Raw genomic sequence first — 21,425 nt, 5'->3', positions numbered from 1 at the left:
CCTCGTAAAGTCTTGTTCTGAAATTGCCGGCATTCTAGCGGAGGAAAATGGGCACGCCAGATGGCGGCCGGCACATTAGAAAAGATGCATCAGACCATACGGTTTGGTCACGACAGCGCGAAGTCGACCGCCGCCTCGGCATGGATGCGCGTCGTGTCGAACACCGGAACGTCGAAATCGCCCTGGCCGATCAGCATGGTGATCTCGGTGCAGCCCATGATGACGCCGTCCACCCGGTCGTCGCGCAGCATCCGGCCGACTTCGTCGAGATAGGCGGATTTCGATTCGCCTTTGACGATGCCCTGGCAGAGCTCGTCATAGATCACCTTGTGCACCATGTCGCGGCCGGCCTGATCGGGCACGATCGGCTGCAGGCCGTATTTGTCGGCCAACCGTCCTTTGTAGAAATCCTGCTCCATAGTGAAGCGTGTCGCGAGCAGCGCCGGCCGCTTCACGCTCGCAGCGACGACGGCGCGCCCGGTCGCGTCGGCGATATGGATGAGCGGGATCGAGATGGCCGCCTGCACGTCCCCGGCCAGCTTGTGCATGGTGTTGGTGCAGATCACCAGGCCCTCGGCGCCGCCTGCCTCCAACCTTCGGGCAGCCTCCACCAAAAGCGCGCCGGCGCCTGCCCAATCGCCGGCATGCTGCCGCTCGGCGATCTCGGCGAAATCGAACGACCACAGGAGCAGCTTTGCCGAGTGCAGGCCACCGAGTCGCTCGCGCACGATCTCGTTGAGCAGGCGGTAATAGATCGCCGTCGATTCCCAACTCATGCCGCCGATCAGGCCGAGGGTTTTCATAGTGGACTTGCTCCTTTCCTATACAATCCCTATATTGTGACCACATGAGACTACAAGGGAGATCGCCTTGAAAACCGTCCAGCTTCGGGAGGCTAAGGCAGGGCTCTCGGCGCTTGTCGAGGCCGCGGGAAATGGTGAGCCTACTACCATCACCAGGCATGGCAAAGCGATTGCCATGGTTGTTCCGATCGATGAGGGGCGAAAGCTTTATCCGCAGGGCAGCCAAAAAGCCTTTGTCGACTTCCTGCTTCAATACCCAGGCGGTATCGAATTCGAGCGAAACGAATCGCCGTCACGGGACGTCGAATTTTGAGCGGTTACTTACTCGATACGTCGTTCCTGTCGGCCTTTGCGCCTGACCGTCATCGGCTTCCCTCACATGTACTGACCTGGGTTGACGAACAGCGGGAACGTGGTTCCTGGCATACGTCATCCATCGTTGTTCTGGAGTTGGAAAAAGGCATTGCGAAACTGAAGCGATCGGGCGCGAGTGCGAAGGCCGCGCGCATCGGCGACTGGTTCGAACGGCTGCTAACGGAATTCGACCAACGCATTCTGGCAGTGGACGTCACAATCGCAAGAGAGGCAGGCAAGCTGGAAGACGCCGCGATCGCCAAAGGCTTCAATCCTGGCTTGGCGGACGTAGTGATCGCCTCGACTGCTCGTGTGAACGGCATGTCCGTCTTAACGGCCAATATCCGGCATTTTGCGATTCTCGACGTGCCCTATCTGAACCCGTTCGCAGAGGGCGGCTCGGCGTAATCTCGCAATCTCAGAGGAAGCTCTGCGGGTCGATGTCGACCTGCACCCTGACCGAGCCGCGCAGCTTCGGCCCCTCCGCCAGCATGGTGCGGATGAAGCCCTGCATGTCGGCGCGCCGCTCGCCCTGCACGAGAAGCCTGAAGCGATGGCGGCCGCCGAGCAGCGAAAGCGGCGCTTCGGCCGGGCCAAGCACGAAAAGATCGGACGCCTGGGGCGCGGCGCGGCGCAAGCCCCGAGCGTGGCCCTCGGCCTCGCCCCGCGTCGCGGCGCTGATGATGATACCGGCGAGCCGGCCGAAAGGCGGCAGCGCCGCGCGTTCGCGCTCGGCGATCTCGCGCTCGTAAAAGGCCTCCGAATCGCCGGAGACGATGGCCCGCATCACCGGATGGTCGGGCTGGTAGGTCTGCAGCAGGCCGAGGCTCTTCTTGCCGGTGCGGCCGGCGCGCCCCGTCACCTGGCTGAGCAGTTGGAAAGTGCGCTCGGCGGCGCGCGGATCGCCATTGGCCAATCCTAGGTCCGCGTCGACCACGCCGACCAGCGTCATGCCGGGAAAATTGTGACCCTTGGCGACGAGCTGCGTGCCGATGACGATGTCGGCCTCGCCATTGGCGACGGCCTCCAGCTCCAGCCTGAGCCGGCGCACGCCGCCCAGAAGGTCCGAGGAAAGCACGATGGTGCGGGCATCCGGGAAATGGGCGACCACTTCCTCGGCGATTCGCTCCACACCCGGCCCGCAGGCGACGAGATGGTCGAGCGTGCCGCATTCCGGACAGGCCTCCGGCCGCCGCTCGTTGTGGCCGCAATGATGGCAGACGAGCTGGCCGCGAAAGCGGTGCTCGACCAGCCAGGCCGAACAGACCGGACAGCCGAAACGGTGGCCGCAAACGCGGCAGAGCGTCAGCGGCGCATAGCCGCGCCGGTTGAGGAAGAGCAGCGACTGCTCCTTCCTCTCCAGCGTGCGCTGCATCTGCTCCAGAAGGACCGGCGACAGGAAGCCGCCGCGCGCCGGCGGCGAACGCCGCATGTCGATCGACTTCAGATCGGGGAGTGCCGCTTCCGCGAAGCGCGACGACAGCACGGCCCGTTCGTAACGGCCCTGGCTGGCGTTGACCCGGCTTTCCACCGACGGCGTCGCTGAGGCCAGCACGACGGGAAAGCCGCCGATATGGCCGCGCACCACCGCCATGTCGCGCGCATTGTAGAAGACCCGGTCCTCCTGCTTGTAGGCGGGATCATGCTCCTCATCGACGACGATCAGGCCGAGTCCCTTGAACGGCAGGAACAGCGCCGAGCGCGCGCCGGCGACGACGCGCACGCCGCCTTCAGCCACCTGCCGCCAGACGCGTTCGCGCATCCGCGGCGGCAGGTCGGAATGCCACTCCGCCGGCTTGGCGCCGAACCGGTCCTGGAAACGTTCGAGGAAGGCGTGCGTCAGCGCGATTTCCGGCAACAGGATCAGCACCTGCCTGCCCTTGTCGAGGGCCGCCGCCACCGCTTCGAAATAGACTTCCGTCTTGCCCGACCCGGTGACGCCGTCGAGCAGGGTGACGCTGAAGGCGTCGGCAGCGATTGCCGCGCGCAGCCTGTCCGCCGCAGCTTCCTGGTCCGGCATCAATTCCGGCAGTGCGTGAGAGGGGTCGGGCGCCGCCACCACCGGCCGCGGCGGGATCATCACCGTCTCGAACACGCCCTGCGCCCGCAGGCCATCGATGACGGTCGAAGAGACGCCCGCCGCATGCGCCAGCCCCGAGCGTGTCCAGGCCAGTCCGCCTTCGGCCGTCTCCAGCACGCGTCGCCGCGCGTCCGTCAACCGGTCCGGCTCGGCCAGCGTGCGCTGCAATCCCTCGATCCATGGCTCGGGGTCGAACGCCTCGGGCGCTCGGAGCAGCATCCGCGCCACCATGCCGGGTGCCGACAGCGTGTATTGCGCGATCCAGTCGACGAAGCGGCGCATTGCCTTGTCTATCGGCGGACAATCGAACACCTCCTCGATCGGCCGCAATTTCTTCGCATCGACCGCCTCGACGGCGCCGTCCCAGACGATGCCCGCGACTTGGCGCGGCCCGAGCGGCACGCGCACGATCGAGCCCGGCACCACGCGCATACCGGGCGGCACGGCATAGGTGTAGGGCCGTTCGGCCGGCATCGGCACCAGCACGGGCGCGGCTGCGACAAAGGGCGAATCTTCCATCATGAGGCGTGACCTTGCCCCGACTTTGCTCTAGATCAAAGGGGACCCTCTTATGTGCCGGCCGACGCCGGGCGATCCCCAAGGAGACAGCCATGAAGTTTTTTGTCGACACCGCTGACATCAAGGAAATTAAGGAGCTGCACGATCTGGGGCTTCTCGACGGCGTCACCACCAACCCGTCGCTGATTCTGAAATCGGGCGGCAAGATCGCCGAAGTCACCAAGCAGATATGCGACATCGTCGAAGGCCCGGTCTCGGCCGAGGTCGTGGCGACCGAATTCAATCAGATGATGGCCGAGGCCGAGGTGCTGGCCAAGATCGCGCCCAATGTCTGCATCAAGGTGCCGCTGACGCTGGACGGCCTGAAGGCCTGCAAGACGATCCGCACCGAGATGAAGCGCATGGTCAACGTCACGCTCTGCTTCTCGGCCAACCAGGCGCTGCTCGCCGCCAAGGCCGGCGCCTCCTTCATCTCGCCCTTCGTCGGCCGCATCGACGACACCGGCTCGGACGGCATGGAGCTGATCTCGGAAATCCGCACCATCTACGACAATTACGATTTCAAGACCGAGATCCTGACCGCCTCGGTGCGCACCGTGAACCACGTCAAGCAGGCCGCGCTGATCGGCGCCGACGTCATCACCGCGCCGCCGGCAACGCTGAAGGCGCTTTTCAACCACCCGCTGACCGACAAGGGCCTCGCCGCCTTCCTCGCCGACTGGGCCAAGACCGGCCAGAAGATCGGCTGAGGCCGACATCTTGCCAGGACAGAAAAAAGGCCGGGTGACCGGCCTTTTTTGTAGGCGCAAGCGGCGCGGAGGCGTGTTGAGATTCAGGTCAGGGCGAGCCGAAAATGGTGGTTTCCGAGAACCGGAGCGGAGCGTACTTTTCGTACGTGAGCACCGGAAGCGCAGGAGGCCGCCATTTGCAGGCCGGCCTCACCTGAATATCAACATGCCTCAGGCTTTCTTGCCGTGCCTGCTCAAATCCTGCGCAATCGACAGCCGCAGCAGGTCGGCAAGCTCCCGGGCGGCGCGGTTTTCCGCGTCGATCTGTGCCCGGTAGGCTGCGAATTCCTGGCGCGGCTTGTCGAAGGATGAGGGAATCGAGCGCTTGCCGACGGTGATCACCGTGTTGGTCGCGGTATCGCGCAACACGTAATTGGCCGTCAGCGTCACCGTGCCCGCCGTCGGCTCGTCTTCCTGGGTCTGCACCTGCACGATGGCCGCCGATTCGACCAGCTCGGTGACGCCGAGATCGAGCGAGTAGGCCGGCGAGGCCGGCTCGCCCGAGCCTTGCCCGAAAGCGAAGATCAGATTGTTGCGCACCTGCTGCGCGTATCGCGTCTTGACCGGCTTGATCGAGATCGAGGCCAGCTCGGCGGATGCGCTGAGCTGCGATCCGGGCGAGAGCGGCTGGTTGGAATAGAGCGGCCGCACGGTGCAGGCCGAGACCAGCGCAAGCGCGGCGGCCATGCCGCAGACCGCCAGGCGGCCGCGCAGGCGGGGCGCTTGTGACTTCACCGGATCAGGCAACGACATTGACGATCCTCTGCGGGACGATGATCACCTTGCGCGGAGCCTTACCTTCCAGTGCTTTTTGCACGAAGTCGAGAGCCAGCACCGCTTTTTCGACGGCACCTTGATCCGCGTCGCGGGCAATTGTCAAATCCCCGCGCTTCTTGCCGTTGACCTGCACCGGCAGCACGATCTCGTTGTCGACGACCAGCGCCGGATCGTAGACCGGCCAGGGCCGCTCGGCGACCATCTCCGTGCCCCCCAACGCCTCCCAGCATTCCTCCGCCAGATGCGGCATGACCGGTGCGATGATATGCACCAGGATCTCCACCGCCTCGCGGCAGGCGCCCTTCAGCGCCGAGTCGGCCTTGCCCTCGGCAACGTCGTTGAGCGGCGTCGCCAGCGCATTGGCGAGCTCATAGATGCGGGCGATCGCACGGTTGAAGCCGAGCTTCTCGATGTCCTCGCCGACCGCCTTGAGGATCTTGTGCGCGGCCTTGGATACGGCGCCTGCATCGCCATCCTTCGCCGCAGCCGGCTTCACGCCGGGCAGAGATTCGGCGGCGATCTGCACCAGGCGCCAGACGCGCTGCACGAAGCGATGCGCGCCGGCGGCGCCGTCGTCGGTCCATTCGACATCGCGTTCCGGCGGCGAGTCCGACAGCATGAACCAGCGCGCTGTGTCGGCGCCGTAACCGTCGGTGATCTCTTCGGGGCTAACCGTGTTCTTCTTCGACTTCGACATCTTCTCCAGCGCGCCAACCGTCGCCTCCTCGCCGGTGGCGATCTCGACGGCGCGGCGCTCGCCGTTGACGTCCTCGAGCCTGACCTCGCTCGGCGACAGCCAGCGCCCGTTGTTCGACGGGCCGCCGACGCGGTAGGTCTCGTGCACCACCATTCCTTGCGTGAACAGGCCCTTGAACGGCTCGGCGAGGTTCAGGTGCCCGGTCTCGCGCATGGCGCGGGTGAAGAAGCGCGAATAGAGCAGGTGCAGGATCGCGTGCTCGATGCCGCCGATATACTGGTCGACCGCCAGCCACTCGTCGGCCGCTTTGGGCTCGGTCGGCTCATTCGCCCAGGGCGCGGTGAAGCGCGCGAAATACCACGAGGAATCGACGAAGGTGTCCATCGTGTCGGTCTCGCGCCGCGCGTCGCGGCCGCATTGCGGGCACTTCACATGCCGCCAGGTCGGGTGACGGTCGAGCGGATTGCCCGGGCGATCGAACTCGATGTCGTCGGGCAGTTTCACCGGCAGGTCGGTCTTCGGCACCGGAACGACGCCGCAGGCTTCGCAATGGATCATCGGGATCGGGCAGCCCCAATAGCGCTGGCGCGAGATGCCCCAGTCGCGCAGGCGGAAATTCACCTTGCGCTCCGCCATCGGCCGGCCGCCGATCGTCTTTTGCTCCAGCAGCTTTGCCACTTCGTCGAAAGCCTTCTGCGGCTTCATGCCGTCGAGGAAGCGCGAATTGATCATCACGCCGTCATCGACATAGGCCTCTTCCGTGATCTGGAAGGTCTTGGCGTCGCCGTCTTCCGGCATCACCACCGGGATTACCGGCAGGCCGTATTTGTTGGCGAAGTCGAGGTCGCGCTGGTCGCCCGACGGGCAGCCGAAAATGGCGCCGGTGCCGTATTCCATCAGCACGAAATTGGCGACATAGACCGGCAGCGTCCAATTCTCGTCGAACGGATGGACGACGCGGATGCCCGTGTCGAAACCCTTCTTCTCGGCCGTCTCCAGCGCCGCCACCGAGGTGCCCATATGGCGGACCTCCTCGATAAACTTCGCCAGCTCAACATTGCTTTCGGCAGCCTTCCTGGCCAGCGGATGGTCGGCGGCGACCGCCATGAAGGAAGCGCCGAAGATGGTGTCGGGCCTTGTCGTGTAGACTTCCAGCTCATGCGCATCGCCAACCGGTTCTGCCAGCGGCCAGCGGATCAGCAGGCCTTCCGAGCGGCCGATCCAGTTGTGCTGCATCAGCTTGACCTTCTCCGGCCACTCTTCGAGCAGGTTGAGCGAATCCAGCAGATCCTGCGCGAAGTCGGTGATCTTGAAGAACCACTGCGTCAGCTCGCGCTGCTCGACCAGCGCGCCCGAGCGCCAGCCCCGGCCGTCGATGACCTGCTCATTGGCGAGCACGGTCATGTCCTCCGGGTCCCAGTTGACCTTGGAGGATTTGCGCGTCACCAGCCCCTTCTCGACAAAGTCGAGGAACAGCATCTGCTGGCGGTGGTAATAGTCGACGTCGCAGGTGGCGAACTCGCGCGCCCAGTCGAGCGACAGGCCCATCATCTTGAGCTGCTCGCGCATGACGGCGATGTTTTCGTAGGTCCAGTCCTTGGGATGGACCTTGTTCTGCATGGCGGCGTTTTCGGCCGGCATGCCGAACGCGTCCCAGCCCATCGGATGCAGCACGTTGAAGCCCTTGGCCCGCTTGTAGCGCGCCACCACGTCGCCCATCGTGTAGTTGCGTGTATGGCCGATGTGGATCTTGCCCGACGGATAGGGGAACATTTCGAGCACGTAATATTTCGGCTTCGGGTCGTCGTTGCGCGCCTCGAACAGCTTCTTTTCGGCCCAGGCCTTCTGCCATTTGGGCTCTGACGTGCGCGGATTGTAACGTTCGGTTGCCATCGGATGTTTTTCACTTAAAAGCCGGTGCGCGGTGCTGGATTAGGGCGTGTTGATATTCAGGTCAGGCCGAGCCGAAATGGCGGGTTCCGAGAACCGGAGCGGAGCGTACTCAAAGTACGTGAGCACCGGAAGCGCAGGAAACCGGCATTTGCAGGCCGGCATCACCTGAATATCGACACGCCCAGGCCGGCAGCCGAGACAATGTCGTCGCGGTGTTCACCATGGATTGCCGGACCCGTCAACTGCGGCGAGCCGGCCCGGCCATGAAAACTATAGGCAGGATAGCGGCATGACGAACGCCGTAGAGCAGCTTCACGCGGTCAAGGCGAAGATCGCAAGCGCCGAACGCGAGGCAAGGCGCGAGCCCGGCACTGTGACGCTGGTGGCGGTGTCGAAGACCTTCGCGGCCGAAGACGTTCGCCCTGTGATCGAGGCCGGCCAGCGCGTTTTCGGCGAGAACCGCGTGCAGGAAGCCCAGGGCAAATGGCCGGCGCTGAAAGCGGCATTTGCCGATCTGGAGCTGCATCTGATCGGCCCGCTCCAATCCAACAAAGCCAAGGAAGCGGTGGCGCTCTTCGACGTCATCGAGACCGTCGACCGCGAGAAGATCGCCGCGGAGCTTTCAAAGGAAATGGCGAGGCAAGGCCGGGCGCCAAGACTCTATGTCCAGGTCAACACCGGCTCCGAGCCGCAAAAGGCTGGCATCGAGCCACGCGAGGCGGTCGCCTTCGTCAAGCGCTGCCGTGAGGTGCATGGCCTGTACATCGAGGGCCTGATGTGCATCCCGCCGGCCGATGAGAATCCCGGCCCGCATTTCGCACTGCTGGAGAAGCTCGCCCGCGAGGCCGGCGTCGAAAAACTGTCGATGGGCATGTCCGGCGACTACGAGACCGCGATCGCCTTCGGCGCCACCAGTGTCAGGGTCGGCTCGGCGATCTTCGGCAGTCGATGACGCCGTTCGCTGGAGTTGATTGATAATCCGCTGCTACCGCGCTATATCTAGCCAAGCTAGCTAGGAGCTGCGTATGAACTGGCATCTTCAGGACGCGAAGAACAATTTTTCAAAAGTGGTCCAGCGCGCGCGAACCGAGGGGCCGCAGACCGTGACGCTTCGCGGCGAACGGGCTGCAGTCGTGCTGTCTGTGGAGGATTACGACCGCCTAGCCGGGAAGAAGAAATCGCTCGTCGAGTACCTATTGAGCGGTCCGGGTTGGGGCGAGGAGTTTGACAAGGAAATCACCCGTCGCTCGGACACGATGATCCGGGACATTGATCTCTGATGTATCTGCTGGACACGAACGTCGTGTCGGACGTGCAAAGACGGTTGCCTAAGCCGACTGCCTGGATAGCTTCAATCGATCCCGCTTCGATCAGCCTTAGCGTCATTACCCTCGGCGAGATTGAGCGAGGAATCGTCAAACAGCGTAAGATCGACCCCGAAAGGGCGGCCAAGCTCGATATCTGGCTTCGAGAGCTGCGACGAGACAATGCGGAACGCATCCTCCCTGTCACCGAGGAGATTGCGTTGGCGTGGGGTCGCATTACGGCAGGCCGTACGCGAGGCAGCGCGGACACGCTCATAGCGGCGACAGCCCTTGTCCATGACCTTATCGTGGTCACGCGCAATGCGGCGGACTTTCAGGACGCCGGCGTCACCGTGCTTAATCCCTGGGAAGCTTGACCTCGCCAGCCGCAATCTGCCGGCGGCTGCCTTAGGCCAATTGCTTGTCGCGCCTATGCCAGCGCTTGAAACGAAACGGGCCGTTCCTATTTCCTTGTGGTCACTCACTCCTTCTCTCGGGAATCCCACCATGCGCTACAACCAGCTTGGCAACACCGGCCTTTTCGTCTCGGAACTCTGCCTCGGCACCATGACGTTCGGCGCCGCCGGCGAGAATGCTCAATGGGGGCTGATCGCCAGCCTCGACCAGAAGGGCGTCAACGAGATCGTCGCCCGCTCGATCGCCGCCGGCGTCAATTTCTTCGACACGGCCGACGTCTATTCCTACGGCCAGTCCGAGCAGTTGCTGGGACAGTCGCTCAAGGACCTCGGCGTAAAACGTTCGGACGTCATCATCGCCACCAAGGTGCATGGCGCCATGGGCAACGGCCCGAACGAGCGCGGCTCCTCGCGCGGCCACATCATGGATTCCGTCGACGACAGCTTGGAGCGGCTGCAGACCGACCATATCGACCTCTATCAGCTGCACGGCACCGACACGGTGACGCCGATCGACGAGACGCTGCGCGCGCTCGACGATCTCGTCGCCAGCGGCAAGGTGCGCTATGTCGGCGTCTCCAACTGGCAGGCCTGGCGCATCGCCAAGGCGCTCGGCATTGCCGAGCGCAAGGGCTTTGCCCGCTTCGAGACCATCCAGTCCTATTACTCGATCGCCGGCCGCGATCTGGAGCGCGAGATCGTGCCGCTCATCAACGAAGAGAGGCTCGGCCTGATGGTCTGGTCGCCGATGGCCGGCGGACTGCTGTCCGGCAAATACGGCCCCGGCGCGCCGGGTAATGGCGAAGGCCGCCGCGCTTCCTTCAATTTCCCGCCGGTCAATGAAGACCGAGCCTGGGCGGCGGTCGCCGTCATGCGCGAGGTGGCGAAGAAGCACGATGTCAGCGTCGCCACGGTGGCGCTGGGCTACGTGCTGGCCAAGCCTTTTGTCATGAGCGTCATCATCGGCGCCAGCCGCATGGACCAGCTCGAGCAGAACCTGGCCGCCACCGGCTTGCAGCTCGATGCCGACGATCTTGCCAGGCTCGACGAGGTGAGCGCGCTGCCCGCCGAATATCCCGGCTGGATGCTTGAGCGGCAAAGCGCCGGCCGGCGTCCGGCGCCTTTCGCGGGGAAGGCGTAACTTCCCCTCGACTTGAGCCGAACTCCGAAAGGCCGCGTGCGATTGGCGCGCGGCTTTTTCTCATTCAGAGGCGGACAGTCTCCGCAAGAAAGTCGAGAAAGGCGCGCACCCGGGCCGGCAGGTGCTTGCCCTGGCCGACATAGACGGCATGCGTCGGCTCCTCGTCGCCGGGATTGAACGCCTCCAGCAGCGGTACGAGCCGGCCTGCGGCGATGTCGGGCTCGACATGCCAGCGCGCCAGTCTTGCGATGCCCGCTCCGGCCAATGTCGTCAGCCGCATCGCCTCGCCGTCGCTCACCGTCGAATTGCCAACGATCGGAACCACGACTGGCGTGCCTTTCGCATCCACGAACGGCATGCCGTCGACAAGCCGCACGAAGCCGAACGCCAGCAGATTGTGGCGGGCCAATTCGGCCGGCGTCTGCGGCGTGCCGCGCGCTTCCAGATAGGCGGGTGCCGCGACCACCACCATCGGGCTCTGGCCGAGCTTGCGCGCCACCAGCCGTGATTCGCGCAGCGGCCCGGCGCGGATCGCAATGTCGGCGCGCTCCTCCATCAGGTCGATGACGCTGTCCGTCAGCACCGCCTCGACCGAAATTTCCGGGTAGCGCTCGAGGAAACGCGGCAACAGCGGCATCAGCCGGTGCTGACCGAACGGCACATAGGAATTGACCCTCAGCCTGCCGCGCGGCGCGGCGCCCGCTGCCGCCTCGCGTTCCGCCGCATCGAGATCGGCAAGGATACGCAAGCCGCTGTCGTAAAAGCTGGTTCCCTCGGGCGTCAGTTGCAGCTTGCGTGTCGACCGGCTGACCAGCCGCGCGCCGAGCCGGGCCTCCAGCCGCGCGATCAGCTTGCTCACCGCCGAAGGCGTCATGCGCAAGGCCCGCGCCGCCGCCGAGAAGCTGCCCGTCTCGACGACACGGACGAACACTTCGATCTCGCCGGAGCGGTTGATTTCGGGTCTCGCCATTCATGAATCTATTTCACAGAAATTATGCCTGATGCAAGCCTGGTTCACAGCTCGACGGATCACGATCTTCCCGGTGCGTGATCCCGAAAAGTGGGAACCGGTTTTCGGGAAAGATCATGCATCAGCAAAGATTCAGGGCGCGGGACTTGGCGTCCTTCAGCACCAAACGGATCCTGCCATGCCCCTTGCACTCTATGCCCTCACCGCCGGTGCCTTCGGCATCGGTGTCACCGAATTCGTCATCATGGGCCTGCTGCTTGATGTCAGCGCCGATCTCGGCGTCTCGATCTCGGCCGCCGGCCTGCTCATTTCCGGCTATGCGCTGGGTGTGGTTGTCGGCGCGCCGCTGCTTGGCGCCTTGACCGGCCGCCTGCCGCGCAAGACCTTGCTGCTTGCCCTGATGGTGGTCTTCACCGTCGGCAACCTCGCCTGTGCGCTGGCGCCCGACTACTGGACGCTGATGGCGGCCCGCGTGCTCACCGCCTTCGCCCACGCCTCCTTCTTCGGCGTCGGCTCGGTCGTCGCCACCGGCCTTGTCGCGCCCAACCGGAAGGCCTCGGCCATCGCGCTGATGTTCACCGGCCTCACCGTCGCCAACATCCTCGGCGTGCCTTTCGGCACCTGGCTCGGCCAGGCCTATGGCTGGCGCTCCACCTTCCTCGCCGTCACGTTGGTCGGCGTCATCGCCTTTGCCGTGATCGCGCTGCTCGTGCCGCGCGACGAACCGGCCGCAGCGGACGAGGAGGAAAGCTCCGAAGGCACGCTCGCCGTGCTCGGCCGCCGGGCGGTGCTGCTTGGCCTGTTGACCACGGTGCTGAGCTGGGTCGGCGTCTTTGCCGCCTTCACCTATCTGGCGCCGATCCTGACCCGCGTCACCGGCTTTTCCGAAGCGTCCGTGTCGCCGATCCTGCTTGTCTTCGGCGGCGGGCTGGTCGCCGGCAACCTGCTCGGCGGACGCCTCGCCGACCGGCACCTGGTGCCGACCGTCGTCGGCACGCTGGTCGCGCTGTCGGTGGTGCTGTTCGTCATGACCGCGGCGATCCATCAGCCGGTCACGGCGATCATTGCCGTGGGCCTGCTTGGTGCTGCCGCCTTCGCCACTGTCGCGCCGCTGCAGATGTGGGTGCTGGAGAAGGCCAAAGGCGCCGGCCAAGGCCTGGCCTCCTCCTTCAACATCGCCGCCTTCAATCTCGGCAACGCCATCGGCGCCTGGCTCGGCGGTTTCGTCATCGATCACGGCCCCGGCCTCGGCGCCGTCCCCCTCGTCGCCGGCCTGGTGCCGATCGCCGCGCTCGGCGTGGTGCTCACGGCGCTGCGTCTCGAACGCGGCCAAGCGATCGGCGAGCCGGTCACTGCGCAGTGCTGACCAGCTGAATTCCGCCTTCGACATCCCAAGGAGAAAAGTCATGGACTATCGATCTCTCGGCGCCTCCGGCCTGAAGGTGCCGGCGCTTTCCTTCGGCGCCGGAACTTTTGGCGGCTCCGGCCCGCTCTTCGGCCATTGGGGCAACAGCGACGCCCAGGAAGCGCGCCGCCTGGTCGACATCTGCCTGGAGGCTGGCGTCAATCTTTTCGACACGGCCGATGTCTATTCCAACGGCGCATCGGAGGAGGTGCTTGGCCAGGCGATCAAGGGGCGCCGTGACGCGGTGCTGATCTCGACCAAGACTTCGCTGCCGATGGGCGACGGTCCGGCCGACTGGGGCTCGTCGCGCTCGCGCCTGATCCGCTCCGTCGACGCGGCGTTGAAGCGCCTCGGCACAGACTACATCGACTTGCTGCAGCTTCACGCCTTCGACGCCTCGACGCCGGTCGAGGAGGTGCTGTCGACGCTCGACGACCTCGTGCGCTCGGGCAAGCTGCGCTATGCCGGCGTCTCCAATTTCTCCGGCTGGCAGGTGATGAAGTCGCTCGGCCTGGCCGACAGGCACGGCTACCCGCGCTACGTCGCGCATCAGGTCTATTATTCGCTGGTCGGCCGCGACTATGAGTGGGAGCTGATGCCGCTCGGCCTCGACCAGGGCGTCGGCGCCCTGGTGTGGAGCCCGCTCGGCTGGGGCCGGCTGACCGGCAAGATCCGTCGCGGCCAGCCCTTGCCGGAAAAGAGCCGGCTGCACGGCACCGCTGATTTCGGGCCGCCGGTCGAGGACGAGCATCTTTTCAAGGTGGTCGACGCGCTGGAGGCGGTCGCGGCCGAAACCGGCAAAACCGTGCCGCAGGTCGCCATCAACTGGCTCCTGCAGCGGCCGACCGTGTCATCGGTGATCATCGGAGCGCGCAACGAGGAGCAGCTGCGGCAGAACCTCGACGCCGTCGGCTGGGCGCTGACGCCCGAGCAGATCAAGGCGCTCGATGAAGCAAGCGCGATGACGGCACCTTACCCGTATTTCCCCTATCGCCGACAGGAAGGTTTTGCCCGGCTGAACCCGCCGGCGGTCTGACCGTTTTCTTCAAATGGCCCGTTCTATCAGAATGCAAGGCAGCATGGGCCCCGAGCCAATTCGCACTTCGATCCGCTTCACCGATCGGAAGCCCAACGCCGCATAGAACCCTTCTGCGTCAAGGCTTGCCTGGCATTCGAAGCGGCGCGCGCAACGACCGTGCATCTTCTTCGCACCGGCCGTAAAGCGCGCGCCCAACCCCGAGACTAGCGCTTCATCTCGATCCGGATGCCATGGACGAGCTTGCCGCTTTTGTTGAGCACTCGTCCGGCCGGCTGCGGGGCCATCGGATGGACAACCAAACACCCTTTGCCATCCCACGCTTCAACCGCCCGGATCACGTCGCGATTGTCCGGCAGCACGGTGCCATCTGGGGAAATATCATGGATCGGCCCGCCAACGGAGTCGAAGACGAAGACAGAAGGCCAGCGATGGTGGTGAACCGGTTCTTCCTCTTCAGCTTGCAACGTAACCTCTAGCACTCGCAAATTGTCATTCTCGAAGAGTACTTTGTGATTGGCAGGCGCGGCCGCAACCGCATCGAGCGCTGGATCCCATTGCGCTGGATCGATCTGGTTGATGTTACCGGTCGTCATGGCCATGTTCTCCTCCGTCGGTGCCACCCATGTTTTGATGGGCGGCCTATTTGTCCTGTATGGCGTGGGTCGGCAGCTCTAACAGTCGGTCGATGTCAAACCGCCGTCACTGGTTGGATCGCACCTTGCGCGCAGAAGATCTGCCCATCCGCCAACCGAGCATAATTGTGAACGACCTTGTTCTCGTGATCCTGGACTTGCACGACGAAGTTACCGCTCTGTTCGGCCCAACTCATAATGAAGACATCTGGACGCACGGCTGTCAGATCGTTCTTCACCACCTCGTCGATTTCCGTGTCACCGATCGTCGCCTGCACGCGCAGCTCCGTCGGCGAAAGAACCGTCAGTCTCGGCACGAACGGGCCGAATACGCAGTCGAAACACTTCCCGACCAGCGAGGTCGGAATACCATTGATGGTAGCCATCACATCCTCCGTTGGTAAGTCGGCGCACACGGCAAGCTCACGCGCCTCTTCAAGGCACGAAATGCAAAAACACGGCTAATTCTGCTGTTTGGAACGCTCCAAGCACAAAATCTGCTTTTTTGCATGCTGAGTCAAGAAAAAACTTGGAACGCTCCAAAAAGACGCCTAATTGGAGGGAATGAGCCTTTCAAAGATGCCAACCCTGGCTGATGTCGGAAAGGTCGCCGGAGTTTCCCGCGGCACCGTCTCCAACGTCTTCAATCATCCAGAGCTGGTGCGGTCCGATGTACGCGAGCGCGTCGAGGCCGCGGCGCGCCAGCTCGGCTACGATGGTCCCGATCCTAGAGGACGAGTGCTGCGTGACGGCAAGTTCAACGCTATCGGGTTGATGCCGCCAGGTGCCTATGCCATCGCCGACATGATGAGAAGCCCATACCTTCGAGAACTGGTGCTGGGGGTTTCGCTCGCCTGCGATGAGGCCGGCGTAACGCTCAGCCTGGTCAATGGTATGGACGAGTCGCGCACCTCCACCATCAGGGACGCCCTGGTTGACGGCTTTATCCTCGGCCACAGCGTTGATATCGATCTAGTCGGCTCGGCGAGGCGCCGGCGCCTACCCTTCGTAATCCTCGAAAGCGCCGGCCAAGACATCAACTCGATCCGGATCGACGGCAGGAGTGGCGCACTGATTGCCGTCCGGCACCTGACCGATCTTGGGCACCGGAATTTCGCCATCCTGTCCGTCCGGCGCACAGCCGGACCGCCGATCGTCCATATGCCTGGCAGCCGTAAGCATGCGATTACTGCGGGATTTGCACTTGATTATGAAAGGCTTGAGGGTTTCGCCACCGGCTTGGCGGAGGCTCAACTATCGATCGACGATGTTCCCATTATTGAAACCATTCCCGGGGACCCTACCGCCGGAGCTGTAGTGTTCGATCGGGCTCCGGACGCGACGGCGATCCTGACCATGTCGGATTGGCAGGCAATCTCCGTGCTTGATGAAGCGGTTCGTCGTGGCATAAGCGTACCGGAGCATGTATCGGTCGTGGGCTTCGACGGCACCGCAGCATCTGCACGCACCACGCCTCCACTCACGACCGTAGCGCACGACATCGTCGGAAAGGGCCGGCTTGCCGCCGAAATGGTGCTCGCAAACGCCTCCCCGAAGCAGATCGTCATGCCGGTCGAACTCGTGGTCCGAGACTCGACCGCGCAGCCCCGCGGCTAGATTGCGGAGGCGTGCGCTAAAGCGCGTCGCGTCTGAACGGCCTCATGCGACGCGCTTTAGGTTGTTGTTTTTATGCATGTCGTTGTCCCAAAACCGCTGCGCACTTTTGGGCGACATGCATTAGTGCACCAGAAACTCCCCATCCACCTTCCGCCACTCATTCGGCGCGATCAGCTTGTGATGCGTGTACGTCACCGAATGCAGCGGTCCGTCGAGCTTGGTCTTCCAGAACTCGATGAAGCGGATCAGCACCGGGAACGCCGGCGCTATGTCGTAGTCCTGCCAGATGTAGCTCTGCAAGAGATGCGGATGGTCCGGGAAGTGATAGAGAATTTTGGCCGTGGTCAGCCCATAGCCCCTGAGCATAAGGTCCAATTCGGAATGATCGCTCATTGCAGCCCCTAACGGTCGATCTCCTTTCCTCCCAACGTCCGAGTCTGCGCTCAGTTGCTTAACTGTCTATTGATTTTAGCACCTCCGAGGCGAGTTTTCCATCATTAAAACAGTTGGTTAGCAGCGACGGGCAGCGAGTGCTGACAGTGTTTCGCATTGCCCCTGCGTCATCCCGCCACGCGAATCCAACGTCTAATGTTGCCGTCGCCGCGGAACTGTTAATAATGCCCGCGAATTCGCGGCCGTTTTGCCGCGATGCCGCTGGCGGCTCAAGCCGGTGGAGTGGTTTGGGAGGAAAGCAAGAAATGTCCGATGTGCATGTCCACCGCGTCCAGCCGGCGTGGAAGAAGAACGCGTTGATCGACAACGACACCTACCTCAAATGGTATACCGACAGCGTGAAGAACCCGGACAAATTCTGGGGCAAGCACGGCAAGCGCATCGACTGGTTCAAGCCTTTCACGAAGGTCAAGAACACCTCGTTCGACGGCAAGGTCTCGATCAAGTGGTTCGAGGACGGTCTGACCAACGTCTCCTACAACTGCATCGACCGGCACCTGAAGAAGCGCGGCGACCAGACCGCGATCATCTGGGAGGGCGACAACCCTTACGACGACAGGAAGATCACCTACAACGAGCTCCACGCGCATGTCTGCCGCTTCGCCAACGTGCTGAAGAAACACGGCGTCAAGAAGGGCGATCGCGTCACCATCTACATGCCGATGATCCCGGAAACGGCTTATGCGATGCTGGCCTGCACGCGGATCGGCGCCATCCATTCGGTCGTCTTCGGCGGCTTCTCGCCCGACGCGCTGGCCGGCCGCATCGACGACTGCAAGTCGACCGTCGTCGTCACCGCCGACGAGGGCCTGCGCGGCGGCAAGCCGATCCCACTCAAGGACAACACCGACAAGGCGATCGACATCGCCGCAAAGGCCGGCACCAAGGTCGAGAAGGTCGTGGTGGTGCGCCGCACCGGCGGCAAGACCGGTTGGGTGCCGGGCCGCGACGTCTGGTACCATGACGAGGCGGCGACCGTTAAGGCCGACTGCAAACCGGAGAAGATGAAGGCGGAGGATCCGCTGTTCATCCTCTACACTTCGGGCTCGACCGGCAAGCCGAAGGGCGTGCTGCACACCACCGCCGGCTATCTCGTCTATGCCTCGATGACCCACCAATATGTGTTCGATTACCATGACGGCGACATCTACTGGTGCACGGCCGATGTCGGCTGGGTCACGGGCCACAGCTATATTGTCTACGGACCTCTGGCCAACGGCGCCACGACGCTGATGTTCGAGGGCGTTCCGAACTACCCGTCGCAGTCGCGTTTCTGGGAAGTCATCGACAAGCACAACGTCAACATCTTCTACACCGCGCCGACGGCGCTGCGCGCGCTGATGGGCGCCGGCGACAGCCATGTGAAGAAGACCTCGCGCAAGTCGCTGCGCGTGCTGGGCACGGTCGGCGAGCCGATCAATCCGGAGGCCTGGGAATGGTATTTCAACGTCGTCGGCAACGGCAAGAGGCCGATCGTCGACACCTGGTGGCAGACCGAAACCGGCGGCATCCTGATCACGCCGCTGCCGGGCGCCACCGACCTCAAGGCCGGCTCGGCCACGCGCCCCTTCTTCGGCGTCCAGCCGCAGCTGGTCGACGGCGAAGGCAAGGTGCTGGAAGGAGCCGCCGACGGGAATCTCTGCATCATCGATTCCTGGCCTGGCCAGATGCGCACCGTCTATGGCGACCACGAGCGGTTCGTGCAGACCTATTTCTCGACCTACAAAGGCAAGTACTTCACCGGCGACGGCTGCCGCCGTGACGCCGACGGCTATTACTGGATCACCGGCCGCGTCGACGACGTCATCAACGTCTCCGGCCACCGCATGGGCACGGCCGAGGTCGAGTCGGCGCTGGTCAGCCACGACAAGGTTTCCGAAGCCGCGGTCGTCGGCTATCCGCACGACATCAAGGGGCAGGGCATCTACTGCTATGTGACGCTGATGGCCGGCACCCAATCGAGCGAGGACCTGCGCAAGGAACTCGTCGCCCATGTCCGCAAGGAGATCGGCGCCATCGCCACGCCGGACAAGATCCAATTCGCGCCCGGCCTGCCGAAAACCCGTTCTGGCAAGATCATGCGCCGCATCCTGCGCAAGATCGCCGAGGACGATTTCGGTTCGCTGGGCGACACCTCGACGCTGGCCGATCCGGCCGTGGTCGACGACCTCGTCGCCAACCGCCAGAACAAGAAGGGCTAATGACCGGCGAACTCGGCACCGTCAGCCAGCTCTGGCGCTATCCGGCGAGTTCGCTCGCCGGCGAGCGGCTCGATGCTATTACGGTCGGGCTGAAGACCGTTGACGGCGACCGGCTGTTCGGACTGGTCGACGCTTCCGACGGCGAAATCGCCCGCCCGGATCGCGAAGCCAGATGGCACAAGGTGCCGCTGATCCGCGCTAGGCTGACCGGAGACCGGCGGCTGGAAGTCGCCGTGCCCGGCGGCGGCTGGCAGCCGGCGCCCGATCCGGAAAGCGATCGGGCAGTTTCAGCCTTTCTCGGCTTCGTGGCCTCCATCCGTCCGTTCGGCGCTGAGAACGCGGCGCCCGGCTATGCCGGCCCGCTGACCGAAGCCCGCTATGCCAAGGCGCCCATCCATCTGCTCACCACCGCCTCGATCGCCAGGCCGAGGGCGTTGCATCCCGAGGGCACGCCCGATCCGCGCCGTTTCCGCCCCAACATCGTCGTCGACATGGCGCCGGTCGAGGGCGCCTTCCCGGAGACCGAATGGATCGGCAGGAAGCTCGCGGTGGGCGATCTCGAGCTCACCGTCTCCGAACCCTGCCGCCGCTGTGGCTTCACCATCATCGCGCAGGACGGCTTCGACACTGATCCCGGCATCCTGCGCAATCTGGTGCGCCACAACGCCCACAATCTCGGCGTCTACTGCACCGTCGACCGGCCGGCGCGGGGTCGCGGTCGGCGCGCCGATCCGTTTCGTGGACTGAAGCAGGCTGCATTGCAGGTTCTACCGGTACAAATCTTCTTACCGGTACAAATCCGCCCGCGTCGGCGGCAGGCCGCTCGGGCCGCGGGCGCGCCTGGTGGCGACGGTCTGGAAGATCTGTGCCGAGCCGCGCTCGAAGGTGATCGAGCAACCCGCCAGATAGAGCAGCCACAGCCGCGCCTTGGCTTCGCCCACTTCGGCGATCGCCTCGTCGAAGCGTGCCTGCAGGCGCTGCGCCCACAGCCGGCAGGTTCGCGCATAATGCTCGCGCAGGTTCTCGACGTCATAGGCGAGGAACCCGTGCGCCTCGAGATTGCCGAGCGTCATGCCGATCGTGTCAACCTCGCCGCCGGGAAAGATGTATTTGATCAGCGCCTTGTATTCCGCGCCCTTGCGCAGCGTCTTCCTGGTGCTGCCCTTGCCGCGCCGGGTAATGGCATGGTGCAGGTAGATGCCACCGGGCTTCAGCAGCCGGTGGATCGCCGAGAAATAGGCCGCGTGATTGGCAAGGCCCAGATGCTCGAACATGCCGATCGACGAGATCTTGTCAAAGGTGCCGGAGAGTTCGGCGTAAGATTTTATCTCGATGGTGATGCGATCCTCCAACCCTTCGGCGCGGATGCGCTCGCGGGCAAGGTCGGTCTGGGCTTGCGACAGCGAGACGCCGCGACCGACGACCCCGTAATTCTTCGCCGCATGGATAAGCATCGCACCCCAACCGCAGCCGATGTCGAGGAGCCTTTCGCCAGGCTTCAGCCTGAGCTTGCGGCAGATGTGGTCGAGCTTGTCGACTTGCGCCTGATCGATGCCGTTGGCGAAATCGTGAAAATAGCCGCAGCTGTAGACCATGCGCTCGTCGAGGAAGAGCCGATAGAAATCATTCGAAATGTCGTAATGATGTTGGATAGCCTCTTTGTTCGATCCGCTTACGAAAGGCCTGCGACCGGAAAGATCGCTGCGAGCCGTCATCTGCTTGCGCGAAAACAACACCGAGGGCAGGTCGCGAAGGATTTCCAGCTTCGGCAGGGACTTGAGTTTCGTCTTGAGCTTGCCTTGCGAAGGCAGGGCATAGAAATCGAACAGTGTGCCTTCTTCGATATCGACGGTTTTGGAAACCCACATCTCGACCAGCGTTGAGAACGTCGGCCGGCGGACCAGTTGCCAGACGATGTCCTGATCGTTGATGGCAAGCACTGGGCCGTCAGCGGGCCCGATCCGCTCGCCGGTCCACAGTCTGACCGCAAAACCCGGCTTCAGCGTTTCGACGAGCGTGCGTACGATACGCTCGGCTCTGTCGGCGGCGTCCATTCCCACCTCCCGATATGTCGCATCCGCCCATTCCCGAGGCTGCAGTGTCATCCACCGGCCTGTGGACCGCAATCCCGGTCTGTTGCGCAAAAGCACCGCAGGACCAGATTTGCCCGTGTGAGGGAAGGTCATTCCGTTGCGTCATCTTGTCTTTTGCTGCAACGCACCCCATCATTGGGGTGTGTTCAACAAACCGAAAGGAGGTGATCCGATGTCGAGTGATTTCGTTTTCCATAACGTGAGCTCTGCGGATTGCACTTCCGGGAAGCAGTCTTCCCGTTA

At 63.6% G+C, this 21,425-nt stretch carries 20 protein-coding genes and 1 pseudogene; 12 read left to right on the top strand and 9 right to left on the bottom strand.

The window, feature by feature from the left end; translation table 11 throughout:
* Positions 1–107: 107 nt before the first annotated feature.
* Entirely contained in the window at positions 108–803 is a 696-nt protein-coding gene (locus CK230_RS07610; protein WP_095816593.1) for an aspartate/glutamate racemase family protein, read from the bottom strand.
* Positions 804–870: 67 nt separating this feature from the next.
* Here CK230_RS07610 and CK230_RS07605 point away from each other — a divergent pair, with 67 nt between their 5' ends.
* A complete protein-coding gene (locus CK230_RS07605; RefSeq protein WP_095816592.1) occupies positions 871–1,116 on the top strand; it encodes a type II toxin-antitoxin system Phd/YefM family antitoxin in 246 nt (81 codons plus the stop codon).
* A complete protein-coding gene (locus CK230_RS07600; RefSeq protein ID WP_095816591.1) occupies positions 1,113–1,565 on the top strand; it encodes a type II toxin-antitoxin system VapC family toxin in 453 nt (150 codons plus the stop codon). The genes CK230_RS07605 and CK230_RS07600 overlap by 4 nt, the downstream gene beginning before the upstream one ends.
* A 10-nt stretch (positions 1,566–1,575) precedes the next feature.
* Here the strand turns inward: CK230_RS07600 and CK230_RS07595 are convergent, their stop codons facing one another.
* Positions 1,576–3,759, bottom strand: a complete 2,184-nt coding sequence (locus tag CK230_RS07595) for a primosomal protein N' (protein WP_095816590.1) — start codon at positions 3,757–3,759, stop codon at positions 1,576–1,578.
* An 89-nt stretch (positions 3,760–3,848) separates the two neighbouring features.
* Between CK230_RS07595 and fsa the strand changes: the two genes are divergently transcribed.
* Positions 3,849–4,505 carry a fructose-6-phosphate aldolase gene (gene fsa, locus CK230_RS07590; RefSeq protein WP_095816589.1) on the top strand — a complete coding sequence of 219 codons (657 nt, stop codon included), beginning with the start codon at positions 3,849–3,851 and terminating at the stop codon, positions 4,503–4,505.
* A 210-nt stretch (positions 4,506–4,715) separates the two neighbouring features.
* Here fsa and lptE read toward each other — a convergent pair whose 3' ends face one another.
* Together lptE and leuS are read right to left on the bottom strand one after the other, a co-directional pair.
* Complete coding sequence (gene lptE / locus CK230_RS07585; RefSeq protein ID WP_095816588.1) at positions 4,716–5,297, bottom strand: LPS assembly lipoprotein LptE; 582 nt, start codon at positions 5,295–5,297, stop codon at positions 4,716–4,718.
* Positions 5,284–7,911 carry a leucine--tRNA ligase gene (gene leuS, locus CK230_RS07580; protein ID WP_095816587.1) on the bottom strand — a complete coding sequence of 876 codons (2,628 nt, stop codon included), beginning with the start codon at positions 7,909–7,911 and terminating at the stop codon, positions 5,284–5,286. The genes lptE and leuS overlap by 14 nt, the downstream gene beginning before the upstream one ends.
* Positions 7,912–8,200: 289 nt before the next feature.
* Here leuS and CK230_RS07575 point away from each other — a divergent pair, with 289 nt between their 5' ends.
* From CK230_RS07575 to CK230_RS07560, 4 genes are all read left to right on the top strand, one after another.
* Entirely contained in the window at positions 8,201–8,863 is a 663-nt protein-coding gene (locus CK230_RS07575) for a YggS family pyridoxal phosphate-dependent enzyme (RefSeq protein ID WP_095816586.1), read from the top strand.
* A gap of 73 nt (positions 8,864–8,936) precedes the next feature.
* On the top strand, positions 8,937–9,191 hold the full coding sequence (locus tag CK230_RS07570; protein WP_095816585.1) for a type II toxin-antitoxin system Phd/YefM family antitoxin: 255 nt from the start codon (positions 8,937–8,939) through the stop codon (positions 9,189–9,191).
* Entirely contained in the window at positions 9,191–9,592 is a 402-nt protein-coding gene (locus CK230_RS07565) for a type II toxin-antitoxin system VapC family toxin (protein ID WP_095816584.1), read from the top strand. Before CK230_RS07570 ends, CK230_RS07565 begins: the two co-directional genes overlap by 1 nt.
* Before the next feature lie 130 nt (positions 9,593–9,722).
* Complete coding sequence (locus tag CK230_RS07560) at positions 9,723–10,772, top strand: aldo/keto reductase (protein ID WP_095816583.1); 1,050 nt, start codon at positions 9,723–9,725, stop codon at positions 10,770–10,772.
* Between the two features lie 64 nt (positions 10,773–10,836).
* Here the strand turns inward: CK230_RS07560 and CK230_RS07555 are convergent, their stop codons facing one another.
* Entirely contained in the window at positions 10,837–11,742 is a 906-nt protein-coding gene (locus tag CK230_RS07555) for a LysR family transcriptional regulator (protein WP_095816582.1), read from the bottom strand.
* 178 nt (positions 11,743–11,920) lie between these two features.
* Here CK230_RS07555 and CK230_RS07550 point away from each other — a divergent pair, with 178 nt between their 5' ends.
* Positions 11,921–13,108 (top strand): MFS transporter, encoded by a 1,188-nt coding sequence (locus CK230_RS07550; protein ID WP_095816581.1) that lies wholly within the window; start codon positions 11,921–11,923, stop codon positions 13,106–13,108.
* A gap of 40 nt (positions 13,109–13,148) precedes the next feature.
* Positions 13,149–14,183 (top strand): aldo/keto reductase, encoded by a 1,035-nt coding sequence (locus CK230_RS07545; protein ID WP_095816580.1) that lies wholly within the window; start codon positions 13,149–13,151, stop codon positions 14,181–14,183.
* 206 nt (positions 14,184–14,389) lie between these two features.
* On the opposite strand, the gene CK230_RS07540 is transcribed toward CK230_RS07545, so the two are convergent.
* Both CK230_RS07540 and CK230_RS07535 read right to left on the bottom strand, forming a co-directional pair.
* A complete protein-coding gene (locus tag CK230_RS07540; protein WP_245429851.1) occupies positions 14,390–14,785 on the bottom strand; it encodes a hypothetical protein in 396 nt (131 codons plus the stop codon).
* Positions 14,786–14,874: 89 nt separating this feature from the next.
* Complete coding sequence (locus CK230_RS07535; protein ID WP_141246004.1) at positions 14,875–15,204, bottom strand: hypothetical protein; 330 nt, start codon at positions 15,202–15,204, stop codon at positions 14,875–14,877.
* Positions 15,205–15,382: 178 nt separating this feature from the next.
* Here CK230_RS07535 and CK230_RS07530 point away from each other — a divergent pair, with 178 nt between their 5' ends.
* Complete coding sequence (locus CK230_RS07530) at positions 15,383–16,435, top strand: LacI family DNA-binding transcriptional regulator (protein WP_095816578.1); 1,053 nt, start codon at positions 15,383–15,385, stop codon at positions 16,433–16,435.
* A gap of 120 nt (positions 16,436–16,555) precedes the next feature.
* Here the strand turns inward: CK230_RS07530 and CK230_RS07525 are convergent, their stop codons facing one another.
* Entirely contained in the window at positions 16,556–16,828 is a 273-nt protein-coding gene (locus CK230_RS07525) for an aspartate-semialdehyde dehydrogenase (protein WP_095816577.1), read from the bottom strand.
* A gap of 305 nt (positions 16,829–17,133) precedes the next feature.
* Here CK230_RS07525 and acs point away from each other — a divergent pair, with 305 nt between their 5' ends.
* Both acs and CK230_RS07515 read left to right on the top strand, forming a co-directional pair.
* On the top strand, positions 17,134–19,089 hold the full coding sequence (acs, locus tag CK230_RS07520; RefSeq protein WP_095816576.1) for an acetate--CoA ligase: 1,956 nt from the start codon (positions 17,134–17,136) through the stop codon (positions 19,087–19,089).
* Positions 19,089–19,836 (top strand): annotated as a pseudogene (locus tag CK230_RS07515) (MOSC domain-containing protein). Before acs ends, CK230_RS07515 begins: the two are co-directional and overlap by 1 nt.
* Before the next feature lie 38 nt (positions 19,837–19,874).
* Here CK230_RS07515 and CK230_RS07510 read toward each other — a convergent pair.
* The gene (locus tag CK230_RS07510) at positions 19,875–21,143 is read right to left on the bottom strand and encodes a cyclopropane-fatty-acyl-phospholipid synthase family protein (RefSeq protein WP_095816575.1); all 1,269 of its coding nucleotides are present in this window, start codon (positions 21,141–21,143) and stop codon (positions 19,875–19,877) included.
* Positions 21,144–21,425: the final 282 nt, after the last annotated feature.

The organism is Mesorhizobium sp. WSM3859 (assembly GCF_002295065.1).
GTDB lineage: Bacteria > Pseudomonadota > Alphaproteobacteria > Rhizobiales > Rhizobiaceae > Mesorhizobium.
Note: the sequence above shows the minus strand (reverse complement) of the source record. Positions and strands in the feature narration are given on the sequence as shown.